The following is an 18,473-nucleotide window of genomic DNA, read 5'->3' as shown; positions in this document are numbered from 1 at the left end:
AATTGTAATTAAAAATAAATGCTATGAAAATTTCTGCTATGCAATGGGTCGTTTGTACTACATTGCTTTTACTTACGGTGACTATTTTTGCGACAATGAATTTGAGTTTCAGTTGGGTATTCTATCTTACGGTTCTTGGTCAACTCATGCTTGTATTTACTGTGTATAAAGTGCTGAAAGACGATTACAAAACAGATAAAACCTTCAGAGATTTCTATGAAGATAGACCTGACTTAGGGCAGTAATGTTTTGTTTAAAATTATATGGAGTAATCGGAAATCTATGGGGTATTGCTTTGATAATCTTATCACGAAGTTCTAATGTAGAATCAAGGTTGAAATTTCTTGCACCTCTTTTTTTCTTCGAGTATATTTAGATTCTTATTTTAGAAAGAGATGGATAACCACAAAGAAGGTAGGTGTGAAAACTGTATCATACGACAATTAAATGCCTTAAAAGCCCTAGATAAAAAAGAACTGAAGAAGATATCTGATAGTAAAATCACCAAATCCATAAAGAAAGGCGAGGCTCTTTTTCAAGAAGGGGAGAAGCTTAATGGTGTTTTTTGTGTGCGTAATGGAGTGTCCAAACTCTCGAAGATGAGTGATAATGGAAAAGATCAAATTGTAAAGATCGCTACTAAAGGCGAAGTGCTGGGTCAACGTTCTGTAATCACAGAAGAAACTACCAATTTAAGTGCCGTTGCTCTTAATGATATGGAAGTCTGTTATATTCCAAAAAATCATCTTACAGATAACATTAGTGATAATGTTGCTTTTACAAAAGCGGTTTTGTTACACATGGCAAATGATTTAAAATATGCCGATGATGTGATTGTCAATATGGCTCAGAAAACAGTAAAACAACGGGTTGCAGAGACATTGCGATATTTAGATAAAAATTTTGGCACAGACCCAGATGGGTATATTGCTGTGACACTGACGCGTGAGGATATTGCAAACGTAGTGGGCACAGCAAAGGAAGCCTGCATACGCACCCTTACGCTATTCAAAAAAGAAGGTTGGATAACTACAGATGGTAAACGTATTAAGATAGAAGATGATAAAGCCCTCTACCGTTTGATAGAAGGCTTGTAAGTTGTATAAGCTTTCGTTATTTTGACAAGCTCAATATAAACTTCACTTCCGTGAAAGCATATGATTATATCTTAAATGTAATCACAGGAAGTTCAGAATGGTTCATAATGTCTTCGCTGATACTTCCTGAAAAGAAGTGTGCTAATCCTCTGCGACCATGTGTAGGAATCCCTATGATTCCAGCTTGTGTCTTTTTTGCATAATTAAAAACCCCTTCCTCTACAGAGTAGTCTGCATAGATTGTTACATCTTCTGGGAAGATGTCAAAACTCTTGTCAAGATGTACCAGAAATTCAACGATTTGTTGTTCGATTTGTTTAGTACTCTTGTAATATTCTCCAGGAAGATTGATGTACACGAGCTGTGTGTCTATCCCTAATAGTTTAAAAAGTCGGATTGCTTTTTTGAATACATCGAGACTTTCTGATTTAAAATCACAAGCAAATACTCCTTTTGTAGAGGTAAACCCTTGATCATTTTTTATGACTAGTACTGGAACACTAGCTGTTCTAACCACTTTTTCTGTATTAGAGCCAACAAAAACCTCTTGAAGTCCGCTACTACCATGTGATCCCATAACAATGAGATCTGCTTGATGCTCTTTGGCCACATCATCTAGCTCACTAAAGATCTTATAATTTTTAACAGCTTGTTGTACAGTAATGCCTTCAAGGTAGTCTTTATCTAAAAATGCTGAAAAACGCTTTTGTGTAAGTTTTATGAAGAACATACCTTCCATGCTGTTGTTTTCTTTGGTAAGATTTGCATCACTTAATCCCATCATGTGGACAGCTACAATAGTTGCATTTTCTTTTTTTGCAATTTGAGCAGCTACTTTTAGTGCATTTTCAGAGTATATAGAAAAGTCTACAGGAACTATAATTGTTTTCATAAGGAAATTGTTTAAGATGTTTATAAGACAAAAATACGAGGGAGCTTTTTGTTAAAAGGTGATAAAAGTCATCTTCAAGTGATTAAGGATTCTATAAGTTTACAGTCTAATAGTGCTTATTTATGAGAACAACAGTAACCATACAAAACTTACGATGTGATGGTTGTAAAAAAATAGTTGCTGCGCAGCTTAAAGAATTAGAAGGGATATCAAATATAGCTATTGATGTTTCAAGTGGTAGCCTTAGTTTTGATTATAGAACTCATAATACCTTAGAGGGCTTGCGAGTTCAACTCAAAGCGATGGGGTTTCCTATTACGCATGACCCTAGCAGGATTTCTTAGTCCTAGGTAAACTTGAACTAAGTTGCTATGTTTTTATAAAAGAAAAAGTAAGTCTACAGGGGTTTGCTTTCGCGAAAGCGTGTATGACAAATTTCTAAAATTGATATTCAGGATGTCCAGTTTGTTTGAAAGCAAAAGCAATGATATTGGCATAACGTTCAAAAATTTTTGTTTTGGTATCGTCTATTCCATGCCCTGAATCTGAGTCTACAAGTAATAATTTTGGATTATTAGATACATCATACATTTGTAGTTTTGCTATGAATTTTGTGGAGAACCAGACAGGAACTCTAGGGTCGTTTAATCCTGCAGTCAATAAAACAGCAGGATATTTTTCGTTTTGTTTCACGTGATGATAGGCATCCATTTCTAATAGTGCTTTAAATTCTTCAGGATCTTTTAAACTACCAAACTCTTTAGTATTATTAGCTCCATTATTATGTGTTTCAAAGCGTAACATGTTTAAGAGACCAAATTCAATAATGGCAGCCGCAAACAGGTCTGGTCGTTCTGTGATAGCACGGCCTATTAATATTCCACCAGCACTTCCGCTTAAGATGGCCATTTTTTTAGGAGACGTATATTGATTTGAGGTAAGGTATTCTGCACAAGATATGAAGTCTTTCCAAGTATTAGACTTGAATGCTTTGTAGCCTCCTTTATGCCAATCACTTCCTTTTTCACCACCACCACGTACATGAGCTACAGCATATACACCGCCTTCTAAAAGCCATAAAAGTCTATGAGTTTTTAAGGTAGGTTTCATAGAGACTCCATAGGCTCCATAACCATCTATAAGCACTTGATTCTCTCCGTTTTTAACCATGTCTCTATGATAGAAGATAGATAGTGGTATTTTTTGACCATCATGCCCTGTAACTTCTACTTCTTCAACAACAATATTATTTAAAATATTTGAAGTATTATGAACGTTTTTAGGCGTGAGCACATTATTTGTATACTCATACCGTTCACTATTTGTAGTCCATCCTTTTACAGTGATCCATAATTTAGGGTTTGACTGTCCATGAGAAGAAAGTTCAATATTTCCATATATTTTGGGTAATATGATTTCCTCATGACGCTTTGATGTGTATTTATATAACTTGGCTTGTACACTGTTTTTACTGGTAACATAATATAGGCCCTCAGCGGTTACAGTAAAATCTGTAATTACGTAGTCTTTGCTTTCTGGCACTAGCGTTTTTGCTTGTTTGAAATTAGGGTTTTTTATAGATGTGATTCCTATTTTAAAATTAGGCGCATTATACGATGTTTTAAATACTATAGAATCACCAATAATTGTATACTCTTTGATTAATTCTTGTTTTAAAAATAAAGGTTTCCAATTTTTAGATCCTATTTCATTGATAGGTAAATAATAGGCGTTGGAATATGCATTTGCTCCAGAAGTTGTTCCTATTAGATATTTATTAGATTGACTTTCTATGTTTATAGTAGGAAAATCTTCTTCTTTGATATTTAGATGTTGACAAAACTGTTTTGAGAATATAGTTGTATCGTTTTTTTGACTTTCTCCGATTTTATGTTGGAGAGCGCTTGTGTTTAAGAGAAAATTTTTAGAGTTTGCTGTTGCATTAGGAAAATGCACATAAATAAATCCTGAATCATCAGGCAGCCATTGAAGTCCTCCTACATCTGATGGCCAAGTATTTTCTAAAACTTCAGAAAGCACCTGATTTGTATGTATGTTTAGGATAATTATTTGAGAAATTTCCTTTCCTTTTTCTGTAAGACTAATAGCAATTTTTGAATTTTTCCAATCGGGTTGAAAATAATTAATAATAAAGTTTTTAGTTTCTGAATTATTAAACCAAATAGGATCATATAACAAATGTTCTTTACCGTTAAAAGAGGTTTTGTAATATAGCTTTGCTACGTTTTCAGTAGCAAGTCTTTTTAGGTAATAATGATATTCATCATGAGTTACTTTAAGTTTTGATATGACAAATTTGTTTTTTGTGTCGAGTTCAATTTGCTTATCAATAAGAAATTGCTTTTTCTCTATGTTATTTAAAAAATATTGAGCTGTTTTACTTTGAGTTTCTATCCAACTTTTTACTTCAGGGTTAGATAAGTCTTCTAGGTGTCTGTAGGGATCTTCGATTTTTTGATTGTAATATTGATCAATTACAACTTCAGGAATTAATACGGTACTGTTCTGAGCATTGATAGGTATAACTATACAATTTAAAATCATTATAACTAGATAGTAACTCCTCATTACACCTTTTTTTTAAAAAGGGAAAATAAGCAGTGTATTTTCCCTTTAATTAATTTTTAGTTTAAAACTTACTATGATAAAAATTACCCACTTATTGATGGATCAATTTTTGTCATAGTTGTTGTCCAAATAGTAGTAGTATCTTCTTCCTGAGTCTCCTCTTCATTATTATTTGCTATCCCACCTTTAATACTACGTAAGTTGTTTAGTTTAGCAATTTGAAATTTCTCAAGACTTAATGTGTTTTTTTTACTAATTGTTTTCATGGTTATAATTTTTACGATTAATGACACTGCTAAACTACTATTGATGCTTTTAAAAATGGGTATATTTTCAGGGGAAGCTGTATGTTTTCAGGAATTAAGGTGTCTGTTTTCCTGAAAACAGATATTTAAAAATCTGAAAATCAATTGTTTGTGTTTAATTAAAAAAAAGAGTTTTTAAAATACTTTTGAAAGCTAACTCTTAATATTTGTGTTATTTAGAAAGGGAATAGTTTGTCAAAATTCAATATTTACGCTATAATTTTAATTTCAGAAGAGTTTTTTATTCCAATTTTTCACTTGTATTTTAAGAAAAATAGTAATCTTGAGTATGAGATCAAGTAGCTGTTTTTATAAAAAATAATACTATCTCATTGTTTCTATTTCGTTTGATTTGCCCTATGGATATCGTTGATTTTTATTCTATCTAAAAGTTGATAGGATTATTGAAAAGGGCTTATCTAGATATTGGATTTGTCTTGAAAATAGACTTTGACAAAGTATATTGTTAAAGGACTATAAAAATTATATATGTAATAAAGCTGGTATGGAAAAAGTAATTAGATTAAGAGTTAAATAAGTATTTTGAGGATGATCCTTTAGATTGATCTGTGTTAAAATTGTTGGGAGTATTCTATTAAAGGAAAATCATTACTCACTATTTTAAGATTTTTAGAAAGTAATAAAATATAAATATTACACCCTCCTTTACATAATTGGAGCCTGACTGTTCAACAGCTTTATATTAAATTTGGGGAGAGGATACCCTTGATATTAAACACCAATTCCTTTGGGGCTAGCCCCAAAGGAATTGAAACAACAGACAGAGTTTAATTTACAGACCCCCACAAGATTGATCATTTGAATTTATTTTAATGTAATTATTGTTATGCTCACACTGAGATTATTTACATTTTTTTTGAAATCTCTTGCTTTTCAAGCTGCTTCATGAAGAAAGAAGGATATATGCCTGTTGTTTTGTAAAATGACTTAGAAAAAGCTTCTGTAGTATTAAAGCCTATTTCATTTGCAATGGCTCTTATAGTATATTTTCTAAACTTAGTATTAATTTTTAATTCTTCTATCACATAGTTGATACGCAATTCATTTACATAATTACTAAAACTTTTGTCCTTATGAACGTTGATGATTTTTGATAAATATTTTGAGTTTGTTTTAAATCGTTTTGCTAGACTAGCCACAGAGATGTTAGACTGTAAGAAATCGTTGTTTTCTTCAAACCTCTCTAGGTTTTTTAAGATGTCATTTACTATGATTTCTGAGATGCCAATTTCTTTTGGTTTTTTTTGGGTATTAGTTTGAACTTCTTTTTCTTTTGTAATTTTGGTTTCGGTTGATTTTTTATTTTCTAATAGCTCCTGAAAACGCTTTTGATAAATCTTTTGTTTTTTCTTATTTCTAATTATTATAATAACTAGTAAAAGAACAAAGACAGATAAAATGACTAAGACTATTATTTTGGTGATATTATTTTTCTCTAATGATTCTATAATCTGTTGTTTTTCCAGAATAAGGTTGGGTTTAGAGTACTCCTCATTTATTTGAGAAGATAAATATTTTACGTCATTATCTAAAATACTGTCAACTAGAAGTAATCTGTCTATGAAGAATAACTGTTTTTCTATGTTCTTTTCCTTTTTATAATGTTGAATTAATAATTCATAATTTTCTCTTATCGAAGGGAAAAAGAATTTATTTTTGAATGCAAATGAATCAACTTTAAGAAGGTAATGTAGGGAAGAATCTACTTTTTTCTGTTGGTAAAATATTCTCCCTAATAAAAAATTTATGGTATTCTTGGTCGCATCGTTATTGCTTCTGCTTGAACTGATTTTTTGTAATTTTCTAATGCTATCAAGACTAGATTTATATTCTTTTTTATTATAAAGTACAGATGCAGAGGAGAGGAGTAACCTGTTATAATAACTACTATCGTTAGTTCTTAAACTTAATTGTATGGCTTTATCATTTATTTTTTGAACAGAGTCATACTTTTTTGAGGTATTAAAAGCAATTCCATATGCGTATAATGATCGTATATATTCATTTTCATACTCTCTGTTTTCTTGATATTTATTTTCATAATATTCGACTATACTCTTAAAAAGTTTTAAACTTTCTTCACTTTGTCCTAGATTACTTTTTAAAATAGCAATGAAATATTTTATTTGGTATTGCTGATCCTCATTTTTATTGATGTTAGCATATTTATTTGCCTCTGCCAATTCATTCATGGAATCTTGAAAATTACTCTGGGATCCTAGAATTTTGGCTTTTAATAAATGTGCTTTTGCAGGATAACTATAGTTGTTTTTATTTTTTGTAATTGCTATAATAGAATCAGCATAAGCTAGAGCTTGTTCATTTTTAGAAGTTTTAGTATACAAATCAGAAAGCATATAATATGCATCAGCTATTTTGATGGGATTATTTTCTTCTTTAGCTTTTAGTAAAAAAGCCTTGGCGTACAATTGATCAGTTTCTATATCACTTTTAGAATCATTACTATTGTAATTTTCTAATAATTCTTGATAACTTTCTTCGGCGAGGAGTTGTATTTTTTTAGTATTAGATAGCTGTGCGTGCGTAATATTAAGGCCAAAAAAGGTTAATAGGCAGGTGCTAACGAATTTATTTTTTATCATCTTATGCATATCTAGAAAGATATTTTTAAATGCAATTTCTTAAGCTTTTAATCCTAGAATTTACAAGAGGGGGGAAGGATAAATGTTTATGCTAAATTTGTTTTATTGCGGTATTTTTATCGATTTAAGTTAATAGTTATTTAAGTATGGGTGTTTATGAAGTTGTTTCATAAACTTTGTAATAATAATCAGATAGTTACACTTCACCAAAATTTAATGTAGATTATTATTGTCTTGTTTTATAATGAGTAAAGTGTTTTTAAAAAGGTACTCTTTATAATAAATGTCATTTCTTCAATATTGTTACCCATTTATATCTAAATTAAATATAATTCACAAGTTACATTAACTTTTTAATTTTATGCAAGGATCTATTTCTAGGTGCTCCTCGTATTTTATTTATTTTCCTATAAATGCAAGTTATTGATTTGTTTTTTACTCATTACTATCTCGTATGTGAAATTAAGGTAAATACTATCGGTTTTATGATTTTTTTGTTGAAATGATTATTGTAGCGTAATTTTTACAGTAATTTCAACAAATTTTTTTCAAACAATTGATTAACAGTATTTTGTTTTAAATTTCATACTCTCTGTTTTCCGCGAAATACGGGTGAACTTTCCTGAAAACGGACATTGTTCCCTTTTTTGAAGGCTTGTTTTGATATATGTTTGTGTCAAATTAATAAGTAAAGCAGATTGTTGCACACTTATTATAAACAGTTGAAATTTTGGACCTGGATTAGATGATTACAAATATGTAATCTGAAATCAACTCTCAACCTATATATAAAGAGAGTTTCTGTATCAAACTATATGATACAATAAAGATCAGTTTCTTTTACAACATAATTTCCTTTTAAGAATGAACGTGATGTGAGTCAAGGAAGCGAAGCTATGTCTTTTTTTAAGATTCTTTATCTACTCTATTTTTTAAACTTCAAAATATATAGTTACTAATACCTAGTAATTGCTCAAATAAAAATCATAGTTATGGGAAAACTTATAAACGCAGGATGGTATGTTCTTTATGTTAAGTCACGCCATGAAAGAAAAGTAGATAATTTATTAAAAGAAGTCAATTTAGAGTCATTTCTACCTCTAGTGAAGACTATTCGTACATGGAGCGACCGAAAAAAGATGATAGAGATTCCTCTTTTTCCATCTTATGTGTTTGTTAAGATTGAGAGTGCTCAAGACTTTCATAAGGCTTTTTCTATAAATGGAGCTTGCACTTTTGTTAAGTGTGGATCAAGTTATGCTACTATAAGGGATAGTGAAATCCAAAAAATTAAATTCTTACTCACTACTGATGATATCACGAATGTTGAGAAAACAACAGATAGGTTAGAGGAAGGTGAGATTGCATTAATTCAATATGGAGCTTTTACTGGATTAGAATGTGAAATTCTAAATGTCAATAACAATAACAAGATTGTTGTTAGGATGGATTCTATAAATCAGAACATTACAGCAACATTACCTAGTCACTATTTGTCTAAACTATCAAAAGCAGTCTGATGAAAAATAATGTAACAAACGTACAGAAGTATATCTGGCTAGATCAGATGCTTGAAAGTGAGTCTCCAAAATATAATATTGGAGGTTACGCATTTATACATGGCAGCATTGATGTTGATCGTTTTCGGCTAGCTATAGATATCCTAGCAAAGGAAAATGATATCTTTTCTTTTGCTTTCGAGGAAAAGAGTGGATTCCCAGCATATACTATTCAGGATACAGATCTAAATGCAGCTTTGACTTATCTAGAAGAATCTGATCAATCAAAAGCAATCAAGGCAATAGAAGAAGATTTTGTCATTCCTTTTGATCTTAAAAATGATACGCAACTATATAAGATGTGGCTTATTAAAATAACGCCTACCTCTTATATATGGTACTCAAAACTCCATCATATTATATCGGATGGTTTTTCTTTCCAATTATTATACAATAAAGTCAATAGAATTTATAAGCAATTAAGTACAGATGTTTTGTATGATGATGCTTGTGTTGAGAAAAACACCTATTCTTATGAAGCCTTTATCAATTCTGAAGAGGCATACAGAACTTCTGATGAGTTTTCTGATGATATGGATTTTTGGTTAGATCGTTATGCAGCATTACCTTCTTTAATATACACAGGAACAAACAAAACAACAAGTCATTGTAATATTGAAATTGCGTTATCTGAAAATGAAAATGAAGCTTTTTGGGAATTTGCAAAAACAGAACGATTAGGAATTTTTCATTTATTATTGGGGTGTTTCTCTATTGTATTATCAAAATATTACAATACAGAGGAAGTAAATCTTGGAATGCCTATATTAAATAGAAAAAATGCAGCCGAAAAACGTACGTTCGGACCTTTCCTAAGCTTATTACCGTTAAAACTTTCACTAGATACCAGTGTATCTGTTATTGATTTTATAAAAGAAATTAAGAGTACACTCTTTATGTGTTATAGACATCAGCGTTTTCAGCAAGCTGATATTTTAAGAAATTTATCTCAAGAAGCTTCAAAACTATATGATGTGCGATTGTCATATGAGCGTATGCAATATGAAGCTGAGTTTTCAGAAAATACAACAGATATTTTTCCTTTATCTAACGATAGTGAAGAAGATCCTATCTCAATACATGTTTTTGAAGGTATGGATAGAAAGATCAGTTTTAGATTTGATATCAATGAACAATATGTATCTAAGTTTGAAGCAAATCAATTGATTACCTCTTTTGTAAATGTATTAACACAATTAAATGACATTAAAAATACAGCGATAGCAGAAATCCAAATTTCTAGTGAATTGCAATTACAAGAAATAGAAGCTATTTCAAACGGGATGCATGAAGAGCGACCTCAAGAGACCTTTTTAGATCTTTGGGAAGTAGCATTCTCCAATCATTCTTTAGAAAAGGCAGTTACCTATCAAACAACTTCTTTAACCTATCAAACGCTTGATCTATATGCAAATGCAGTAGCTGCATACTTGCAAATCAGAGGTGTTCAAAAAGGAGCAAAAATAGGAGTCATGCTTTCACGATCAGAAAAGAGTATTGTTGGAATTCTAGCGACATTAAAGGCAGGTGCTATATATGTACCCATTGATGATTCATATCCAGAAGAAAGAAAGCAATACATTATTGAAGATGCTCAATTAGACTTTATCTTAACAGATACGGCTTCACAAACAATAGCCGAAGAGATAGAGTGTAATATAGATACTATTATAGAAGCTAGAACTTCTTTAGAAAATTATAAACCAGTTCAATTAGAACCTGCTAATGAAGCATATATCATATACACTTCAGGATCTACAGGAAAGCCTAAAGGTGTTGTGATTAATCACGCATCTTTATATGATTATATATTGACATTTAGAGACTATTTTAAACTTGATACTCAGGACGTTGTTTTACAACAAGCGTCTACTTCTTTTGACACGTCTATTGAAGAAATTTTTCCAATTCTATCAGTAGGAGGAAACTTGGTCATTGCAAATGACACAAAAGATTTTAACAAGCTACTTCAAGAATGTGAATATTACAAGGTTACATTATTAAGCACCAATCCTTTTGTGTTACAATATCTTAATGATAATCATAGGAAGTATAATTTGAGATTTAAAACACTTATTAGTGGGGGAGACGTATTAAAACCCCATCAAGTAAATCAACTTATAGATGTTTATAATGTATATAATACGTATGGACCCACAGAAAGTACGGTGTGTGCTACCTATCATAAAGTAACAAAAGCAGATGCTTCACTTCCTATTGGAAAACCTATTACAAACAGAGGGGTATATCTTCTAGATGGCACAAAAATATTACCTAAAGGAGCGATTGGAGAGATCGGACTTTCGGGAATAGGACTGGCTGTTTCTTATTTGAATAAGAAAGAACTTACAGATCAGGCATTTTTAGATATAAATGGAAAACGCATTTACAAAACGGGTGATCTTGGAAAATGGGATGTTCATAATAATCTTATCTTTTTTGGAAGGAAAGACAACCAGTTAAGTTATAGAGGTTACAGAATAGAAATAGAAGAAATTGAACAAGCGATACAACAAGCAAATGCATATGTGTTAGATAGTTATGTGTGTATTGATGAGGTGAAAGGAATGCCCATTTTAATTGCGTATTTGGTCGCTAATGAGTCTTTTGTAAACATAAATTCATTAGTAGTAGATTTAAAAGATAATCTACCCGCTTTTATGATCCCTACGCATTTTGTCATCATAGATGCATTACCATTATTACCTAATGGTAAAATAGATATTCAAAATTTACCAAAGCCTGTAACCATTAATACAAATAAAGTTGTCGAACTTCCTTCTACAAAAGAAGAGAAGGAGATTGCAGCAATTTGGCAAGAGTTACTAAAGCTAGATGAGGTAGATGTGACTGTGAGCTTCTTTGAGTTAGGAGGTCATTCACTACTTGCAAATCAGTTTATTAGTAGTTTAAGAGATCAGAAAGGAGTTGAGCTATCTTTACAAGATTTCTATAAATCTCCAACGATAAAAGAGATCAGCGAACTCGTTCCTTCTCTTGACAAAAAAGAAATTCAAAATATTATAGCCCCTGTTCAAGAGTTTTATCCATTATCTTTTGCTCAAGATAGGTTATGGTTTCTAAATCAATTAGATACAGAAGATACTTCATATCACGTGTCTAGAGCCATTAGATTAACAGGTAGTGTTGACAAAAAAGTATTAGAACAAACATTTTCTAAACTCATAGAAAAGCATGAGATTTTAAGAACTGTATTTGTAAATCATGAGGGCGCACCTTATCAAAAAATACTATCTCCATTTGCGTATAAAATTCCTGTTGTAGATTGCACAGAAATTAGAGAAGCAGCAAAAGAAGAGGTGATTTCTGACCGTCTCAATCAACTAGAAAGTATCTCTTTTGAAATAGAAGAAGGACCTTTGTTTAGAGTTGAACTACTTAAGTTTTCTCATCAAGAAAATGTACTTTTATTCTGTGAGCACCATTTAATTTTAGATGGATGGACACAGGGAATTTTATTTAGAGATTTCGTAGATATTTATAACGAATTAAAAAGAAACCCAGCGTTTGAGGTTAAAAAGCCTAAAGTGTCTTTTAAGGATTACGCCTACTGGGAAAAAGAAAGCTTTCGCGAAAGCGTACTCAACCAAAAATTAGATTTCTGGGAGCAGAAATTTGAAGGGTTCTCTAATGAGCAATTACTTCCGTTAGATTATAATAGACCAGAGACTTCAAGTAAAAACGGAGGGACTATTTCTTATGTGTTTTCATCTGAATTTTCTGAAAAATTGAGACGGTTTTCTGAAAAGCAACAAGTATCATTATTTATTACAATGATGGCGGCCTTTAAAATAACGCTTTCTAAATATAGTAACCATACAGATATTTGTGTGGGAACTGCAGTAGCCAATAGACGTTATAAAGAGTTTCAGGAAGTGTTAGGAATGATTGTAAATACCATCGCTTTAAGAACCACATTTTCAAATGATAGTACACTTTTAGACGTGCTTCAAGAAGTAAAAGAGACTTGTTTGAACGCGTATTCTCAAGAAGACACTCCTTTTGGTAAAGTTGTAGAGAGAATAAATCCAGAAAGAGGGTTACATACGCATCCGCTTTTTCAATATATGTTTAGTTTTATAAACGTTCCTATACAGAGTATGTCATTGCTAGATGCGGAGATAGAAATTATAAAAGGACATAATAAAGCGTCACAATTTGATATAAGTGTTGTTGTAAATACTGTTTATGAGCAGATAGATTATACCGTAGGGAATCAACAGGACAGAAGAATCTCTATAGATTGGGATTACAATGCAGATATCTTTATGCATACGACTATGGAGCGTATCTTAGTGGCTTATTTGAATGTGCTTGAGGGTCTTATCTTACATCCTTCACAGCCTTTAAGTGAAGTAGATTATATTCCAACATCAGAAAAAGAGATGCTATTGCATGATTTTAATGCAACAAGTGTGACTTATCCATCTGAGAAGACTATTGTGGATCTATTTGTTGCACAAGTAGAAAACACACCAGATGCTACTGCATTAGTATTTGATGACAATAGGTTTACATATAGAGAATTGGATACTATTTCAAATCAGTTTGCCAATTACTTATTGACAGGCTTTTCTATTGAAAAAGAAGATTTAGTTACCGTAAAATTAGAGCGTAGCGAGTGGTTATATATTTCATTACTAGCAATCTTAAAAACAGGAGGTGCTTATGTGCCAGTGGATCCTAATTATCCACAACAGCGTATCGATTATATCGAAAATGATAGTAATAGTAAAGTGACTATAAACGATATGGTTATATCTGATTTTGTTACCAAACAAGACCGATATAGCACACAGTTGCCTAAGATTTCTCTAGAAGCTATTAACCTGGCATATATTATTTACACATCAGGGTCAACAGGAAACCCTAAAGGTGTGATGATTGAGCATAGAAGTTTGGTCAATTATATTGTAGGGCAAGGGAAGGCTTTTGATTTCATGAGTTCAGAGCGTGTATTACAATTTTCAAACCCTGCTTTTGATGCTTCAATGGAGCAAATATTTTTAGCACTATTACACGGAGCTACACTTGTAGGCGTATCTAAAGATCGTATACTTAATCCGGTAGATTTCACGAAAGTGTTACAAGAATACGCTATCACACATATACATGCAACGCCAAGTTATTTAGAACATTTAAATGATCTTAGTTCATGTAAAGAATTACAAAGAATTATCGCGGGTGGAGAGGCTTGTCCTCAAAATTTAGCTAAAAAATTATGTGCTGTTACTGATTTTTATAATGAATATGGTCCTACAGAAACCACTATCAGTTCTACCATGTGTAAAGTGAATGAGAACCATTTGGGAAAAGATATTATTTCTATAGGAACACCTGTAGCTAATACAGAAGTGTATATCCTATCGGATGATTTATCATTACAACCTATAGGTGTTTTTGGAGAATTATGTATTTCTGGTGATGGATTGTCAAGAGGGTATTTACATCAAGAAGCATTAACTAAAGAAAAATTTGTAGCGCATCCTTTTATAGAGGGAGCAAAACTTTATAAGACAGGAGATATTGCCAAGTGGGAATCAGACGGCACGATAACCTTTTTAGGTCGTAAAGATGATCAGGTAAAAATAAGAGGTTACCGTATAGAATTAGGAGAGATAGCCTCTGCGTTATCTTCTGAAGATATGATTGATCAATGTGTAGTTGTGGTTAAAGAAGTTGAAGGAGAGCAGGCGATTGTAGCTTATGTGGTAGGAAATACACCTATTGATAAGCAAGAGTTACGCTTAAAACTCAGTAAGCAATTACCCGATTATATGTTGCCTAATTATTATGTAGAATTAGCAGAAATACCTTTAACTTCTAATGGTAAAACAGATAAGAAGGCATTACCTTCTATTCAGTCTAAAGATAGAATTAAGAATACTTATGTAGCCCCTATAACAACTATAGAAAGACAACTCGTTGCTATATGGCAAGAAGTGTTGGGTATAGAAAAGATAGGGCTTATGGATAATTTCTTTGAGCTGGGTGGACATAGCCTTAAAATGACCCTAGTTGTTAATAAGATAAAAAGTAGGTTAGGATATGACATTACGGTAAAAGATATGTTTCTTAATCCTACCATAGCGATGATGATTCCTACATTAGGAAATCGTACGTATGGTACCATTCCAAAAGTACCCGTACAAGAAGACTATGTATTGACATCTTCACAACATCGTTTGTGGATTTTAAGTCAGTTTGAAGGAGGGAATAGAGCCTATAACATTCCAGGCTCGTTTGAGCTGGAAGGGACGCTAGATGTAGCAAACTTAAAAGAAGCATTCCATATGGTTATTGCTAGACATGAAGTATTGAGAACATTCTTTAAAAGAAATGATGAAGGAGAAGTACGTCAGTATGTCGTAGATGCTTTGGCTGTTGAGTTTGATATTGATTGCTATGATTATAGTGATGTTGAAGATCAAGAAGAAGCTCTAGAAAAAAGAGTAATCAATAGTTATAAATACCAATTTGATCTTAGCGAAGCACCTTTAATGCGTGTCACTCTTGTAAGATTATCAGAAGATAGACATGTGTTGCTTTTTAATATGCATCATATTATAAGTGATGGTTGGTCTATGGAGATATTAAGTAAAGAGTTTATGACTATTTACGATCATTTGGTTCAAGGAAAAGAGATTCAATTGCCAGAACTTACCGTACAGTATAAAGATTATGCCACTTGGATGCGAAGTGAAGCCCAAACAAACTCCTTAAAAATATCTGAGGAGTATTGGTTAAATACTTTTAGTGGAGACATACCCGTGTTACAGCTTCCTACAAACAAAATGAGGCCAAAAATTAAAACCTATGTAGGAGATTCATTTACGTATGATTTCTCAAAAGATACAAGTGCCAACTTGCGCATGTTTTCAGAAAAGCAAAGCACTAGTTTGTTTATGGTCTTGATTGCGGGTGTTAATGGAATTCTATCCAGATATACCAATACCACTAATATTATTGTAGGAACTCCCATGGCAGGAAGAGAGCACAGTGAATTAGAAAACCAAGTAGGATTATACTTAAACACGTTAGCTGTTAGAACCATCTTTGAAAAAGAAGCAACTTTTGAAGAGTTAGTAAGCGTGCAGAAAGAGACACTATTAAATGCCTATTCACACCAAGGATATCCTTTGGATCAATTGGTAGAAAAATTAGGGTTAGGAAGAGATACTAGCAGATCTGCGTTATTTGATGTGCTTGTTGTGTTCCAAAATCAGCAAGATATATTTGATGATGATCATTTAGATGTAGAAGGATTAAGTATCCGTCCATATGAAGGGTATCAAAGAAAAGTAAGCCAATTTGATTTAAGTTTTATATTCTCAGAGAAAAAAGGTCAATTGTCATTACAAATAGAATACAACACAGATATTTATGAGGTAGACTTCGTAGAGCGTTTATGTTATCACTTTACTAACTTTTTATTAGAAGGAATTGAAACACCAAGTCAACCTGTAGCAAGTGTTAATTACTTAGGGTCTTCAGAAGAATCTCAATTATTATATGATTTTAATGATACAGCTGTTGCATATCCAGAGACGACCGTGGTGGATTTATTTGTAGCTCAAGTTACAAAAACACCAGAAGCTACGGCACTTGTTTTCGGAGACCAGAGATTTACGTACAAAGATTTGGATGAACAATCCAATGCGTTAGCTCATTATTTATTAGTACACTACGATTTAGCTGTCGAAGATCTCGTAGGTGTGAAGCTAGAGCGTACAGAGTGGTTATTGATTACATTATTAGCTGTTTTAAAAGCTGGATGTGCCTACGTTCCGTTAGACACTAATTATCCTGAACAGCGCATTGCGTATATAGAGCAAGATAGTCAGTGTAAAGTAACTATAGACCAGGCGGTTTTAGGCGACTTTAAGAATGCAGACACTATTTCAAATACACTTCCAAAAGTGCCTTTTAATACAGATCATTTGGCATATATTATTTATACTTCAGGATCTACAGGAAAACCTAAAGGCGTGATGATCACTCATAAAAATGCTTCTTCTATGTTGCATTGGTCGCGAAGAGAATTTAGCAATACAAATTTTGATATCCTATATGCAGGAACATCGCATTGCTTTGATTTATCGGTATATGAGTTGTTCTATCCATTAAGTGTTGGAAAGCAAATTCGTTTATTACCTAATGGATTGTCTATTGAAGATTATATTGATATCGATAAGAATGTATTAATTAATACGGTTCCATCGGTGATACAAACACTTATAGAAAAGGAAGTATCTTTTCAAAACGCTGTAGGAATTAATCTTGCAGGAGAAGCTTTTCCAGTTTCTATTGCTAATTATTTTGAAAACTCAGGCATTGCAGTGCGTAATTTATACGGGCCGTCAGAAGATACGACCTATAGTAGTTATTATAGAGTAGAAGGATCTTATAATGGATCAGTCCCTATTGGTAAAGCGATAGATAATACACAATTTTATATTGTATCAGAGGAATTGTCATTACAACCCATAGGAATCGCAGGGGAGATATGTATTTCTGGAGATGGGTTATCAAGAGGATACTTAAATAAACCAGGATTAACCGCAGAGAAATTTGTAGAAAATCGCTTTCGCGAAAGCGGAACCTTATATAAAACAGGAGATTTAGGGAAGAGATTAGCTGATGGTACGATTATATATTTAGGTAGGAAAGACAGTCAGGTAAAAATAAGAGGACATCGCATTGAATTAGGAGAGATCGAACATGTGTTACAAAGACAAGCGCATATTGATCAGGCAGTTGTTGTCGTAAGAAATATTAATGATGACCACACGATTGTGAGCTATTTAGTGAGTTCTTCACCTGTAGATAAACAACAATTACGCGTATCCTTAAGCTTAGAATTACCGGAATATATGGTGCCAAGTTATTATGTATTTCTAGATGAATTGCCATTAACACCTAATGGTAAGATCGATAAAGATGCGCTCCCTGAGGTAAGCACAGAAGATATTATTAAACAAGAGTACATAGCACCTATCAATGAGGTAGAGGAGCAGTTGGTAACTCTTTGGGAAGAAGTATTAGGCGTTGAAGGCATAGGTATTACCGATAATTTCTTTGAATTAGGAGGGAATAGTTTAAAAGCTACTGTCTTAGTGAATAGGATCAATACGTCTTTTGATACTAGATTTTCAATTCAAGACTTATATGAAACCCAAGAGATAATAGGTGTTTCTAAGAAATTACAATTTATTATTTTCCAGAATCAATTAAACGTAGATAGTGTAGATGAACTCACTATTTAATACATACAGATTCTCTGTATAACCATACTATTTACATCTTTTTCATCCATTTTTAATCATTATTTATTGTGGTTTAGTTCACAATAGTAATGCTTATGACCTTGGAAACCATTTATACAT

General features: G+C 32.2%; 9 protein-coding genes. 5 read left to right on the top strand and 4 right to left on the bottom strand.

What is annotated here, in order from left to right; all coding sequences use genetic code 11:
- The first annotated feature begins 23 nt into the window (after window positions 1-23).
- Together ACFO3O_RS13825 and ACFO3O_RS13820 are read left to right on the top strand one after the other, a co-directional pair.
- On the top strand, window positions 24-245 hold the full coding sequence (locus ACFO3O_RS13825; RefSeq protein WP_379979791.1) for a hypothetical protein: 222 nt from the start codon (window positions 24-26) through the stop codon (window positions 243-245).
- Window positions 246-395: 150 nt separating this feature from the next.
- On the top strand, window positions 396-1,097 hold the full coding sequence (locus ACFO3O_RS13820) for a Crp/Fnr family transcriptional regulator (RefSeq protein ID WP_379979789.1): 702 nt from the start codon (window positions 396-398) through the stop codon (window positions 1,095-1,097).
- Between the two features lie 64 nt (window positions 1,098-1,161).
- Here the strand turns inward: ACFO3O_RS13820 and ACFO3O_RS13815 are convergent, their stop codons facing one another.
- Window positions 1,162-1,989: a universal stress protein gene (locus ACFO3O_RS13815; protein WP_379979787.1), complete on the bottom strand. Its 828-nt coding sequence runs from the start codon at window positions 1,987-1,989 to the stop codon at window positions 1,162-1,164.
- Between the two features lie 122 nt (window positions 1,990-2,111).
- Between ACFO3O_RS13815 and ACFO3O_RS13810 the strand changes: the two genes are divergently transcribed.
- On the top strand, window positions 2,112-2,333 hold the full coding sequence (locus ACFO3O_RS13810) for a heavy-metal-associated domain-containing protein (RefSeq protein ID WP_379979785.1): 222 nt from the start codon (window positions 2,112-2,114) through the stop codon (window positions 2,331-2,333).
- Window positions 2,334-2,427: 94 nt separating this feature from the next.
- Here the strand turns inward: ACFO3O_RS13810 and ACFO3O_RS13805 are convergent, their stop codons facing one another.
- The 3 genes from ACFO3O_RS13805 to ACFO3O_RS13795 all read right to left on the bottom strand — a co-directional run bounded on the left by ACFO3O_RS13805 (window position 2,428) and on the right by ACFO3O_RS13795 (window position 7,507).
- A complete protein-coding gene (locus ACFO3O_RS13805) occupies window positions 2,428-4,578 on the bottom strand; it encodes a prolyl oligopeptidase family serine peptidase (protein WP_379979783.1) in 2,151 nt (716 codons plus the stop codon).
- Between the two features lie 83 nt (window positions 4,579-4,661).
- Window positions 4,662-4,844: a hypothetical protein gene (locus ACFO3O_RS13800; protein WP_379979781.1), complete on the bottom strand. Its 183-nt coding sequence runs from the start codon at window positions 4,842-4,844 to the stop codon at window positions 4,662-4,664.
- A 905-nt stretch (window positions 4,845-5,749) separates the two neighbouring features.
- Window positions 5,750-7,507 (bottom strand): helix-turn-helix domain-containing protein, encoded by a 1,758-nt coding sequence (locus ACFO3O_RS13795; protein ID WP_379979779.1) that lies wholly within the window; start codon window positions 7,505-7,507, stop codon window positions 5,750-5,752.
- Window positions 7,508-8,499: 992 nt separating this feature from the next.
- Between ACFO3O_RS13795 and ACFO3O_RS13790 the strand changes: the two genes are divergently transcribed.
- Together ACFO3O_RS13790 and ACFO3O_RS13785 are read left to right on the top strand one after the other, a co-directional pair.
- Window positions 8,500-9,027 carry a UpxY family transcription antiterminator gene (locus ACFO3O_RS13790; RefSeq protein WP_379979777.1) on the top strand — a complete coding sequence of 176 codons (528 nt, stop codon included), beginning with the start codon at window positions 8,500-8,502 and terminating at the stop codon, window positions 9,025-9,027.
- Complete coding sequence (locus tag ACFO3O_RS13785; protein WP_379979775.1) at window positions 9,027-18,353, top strand: non-ribosomal peptide synthetase; 9,327 nt, start codon at window positions 9,027-9,029, stop codon at window positions 18,351-18,353. The genes ACFO3O_RS13790 and ACFO3O_RS13785 overlap by 1 nt, the downstream gene beginning before the upstream one ends.
- Window positions 18,354-18,473: the final 120 nt, after the last annotated feature.

This window comes from Dokdonia ponticola, assembly GCF_042653865.1.
GTDB classification, from domain to species: domain Bacteria; phylum Bacteroidota; class Bacteroidia; order Flavobacteriales; family Flavobacteriaceae; genus Dokdonia; species Dokdonia ponticola.
This window is presented reverse-complemented; position numbering and strand designations above follow the sequence as displayed.

What these genes read in the sequence shown, in the direction of transcription:
- ACFO3O_RS13795 (WP_379979779.1), bottom strand. Translation starts at nt 7,507, where the DNA reads ATGATAAAAAATAAATTCGTTAGCACCTGCCTATTAACCTTTTTTGGC.
- ACFO3O_RS13805 (WP_379979783.1), bottom strand. Translation starts at nt 4,578, where the DNA reads ATGAGGAGTTACTATCTAGTTATAATGATTTTAAATTGTATAGTTATA.
- ACFO3O_RS13790 (WP_379979777.1), top strand. Translation starts at nt 8,500, where the DNA reads ATGGGAAAACTTATAAACGCAGGATGGTATGTTCTTTATGTTAAGTCA.
- ACFO3O_RS13785 (WP_379979775.1), top strand. Translation starts at nt 9,027, where the DNA reads ATGAAAAATAATGTAACAAACGTACAGAAGTATATCTGGCTAGATCAG.
- ACFO3O_RS13810 (WP_379979785.1), top strand. Translation starts at nt 2,112, where the DNA reads ATGAGAACAACAGTAACCATACAAAACTTACGATGTGATGGTTGTAAA.
- ACFO3O_RS13820 (WP_379979789.1), top strand. Translation starts at nt 396, where the DNA reads ATGGATAACCACAAAGAAGGTAGGTGTGAAAACTGTATCATACGACAA.
- ACFO3O_RS13825 (WP_379979791.1), top strand. Translation starts at nt 24, where the DNA reads ATGAAAATTTCTGCTATGCAATGGGTCGTTTGTACTACATTGCTTTTA.
- ACFO3O_RS13800 (WP_379979781.1), bottom strand. Translation starts at nt 4,844, where the DNA reads ATGAAAACAATTAGTAAAAAAAACACATTAAGTCTTGAGAAATTTCAA.
- ACFO3O_RS13815 (WP_379979787.1), bottom strand. Translation starts at nt 1,989, where the DNA reads ATGAAAACAATTATAGTTCCTGTAGACTTTTCTATATACTCTGAAAAT.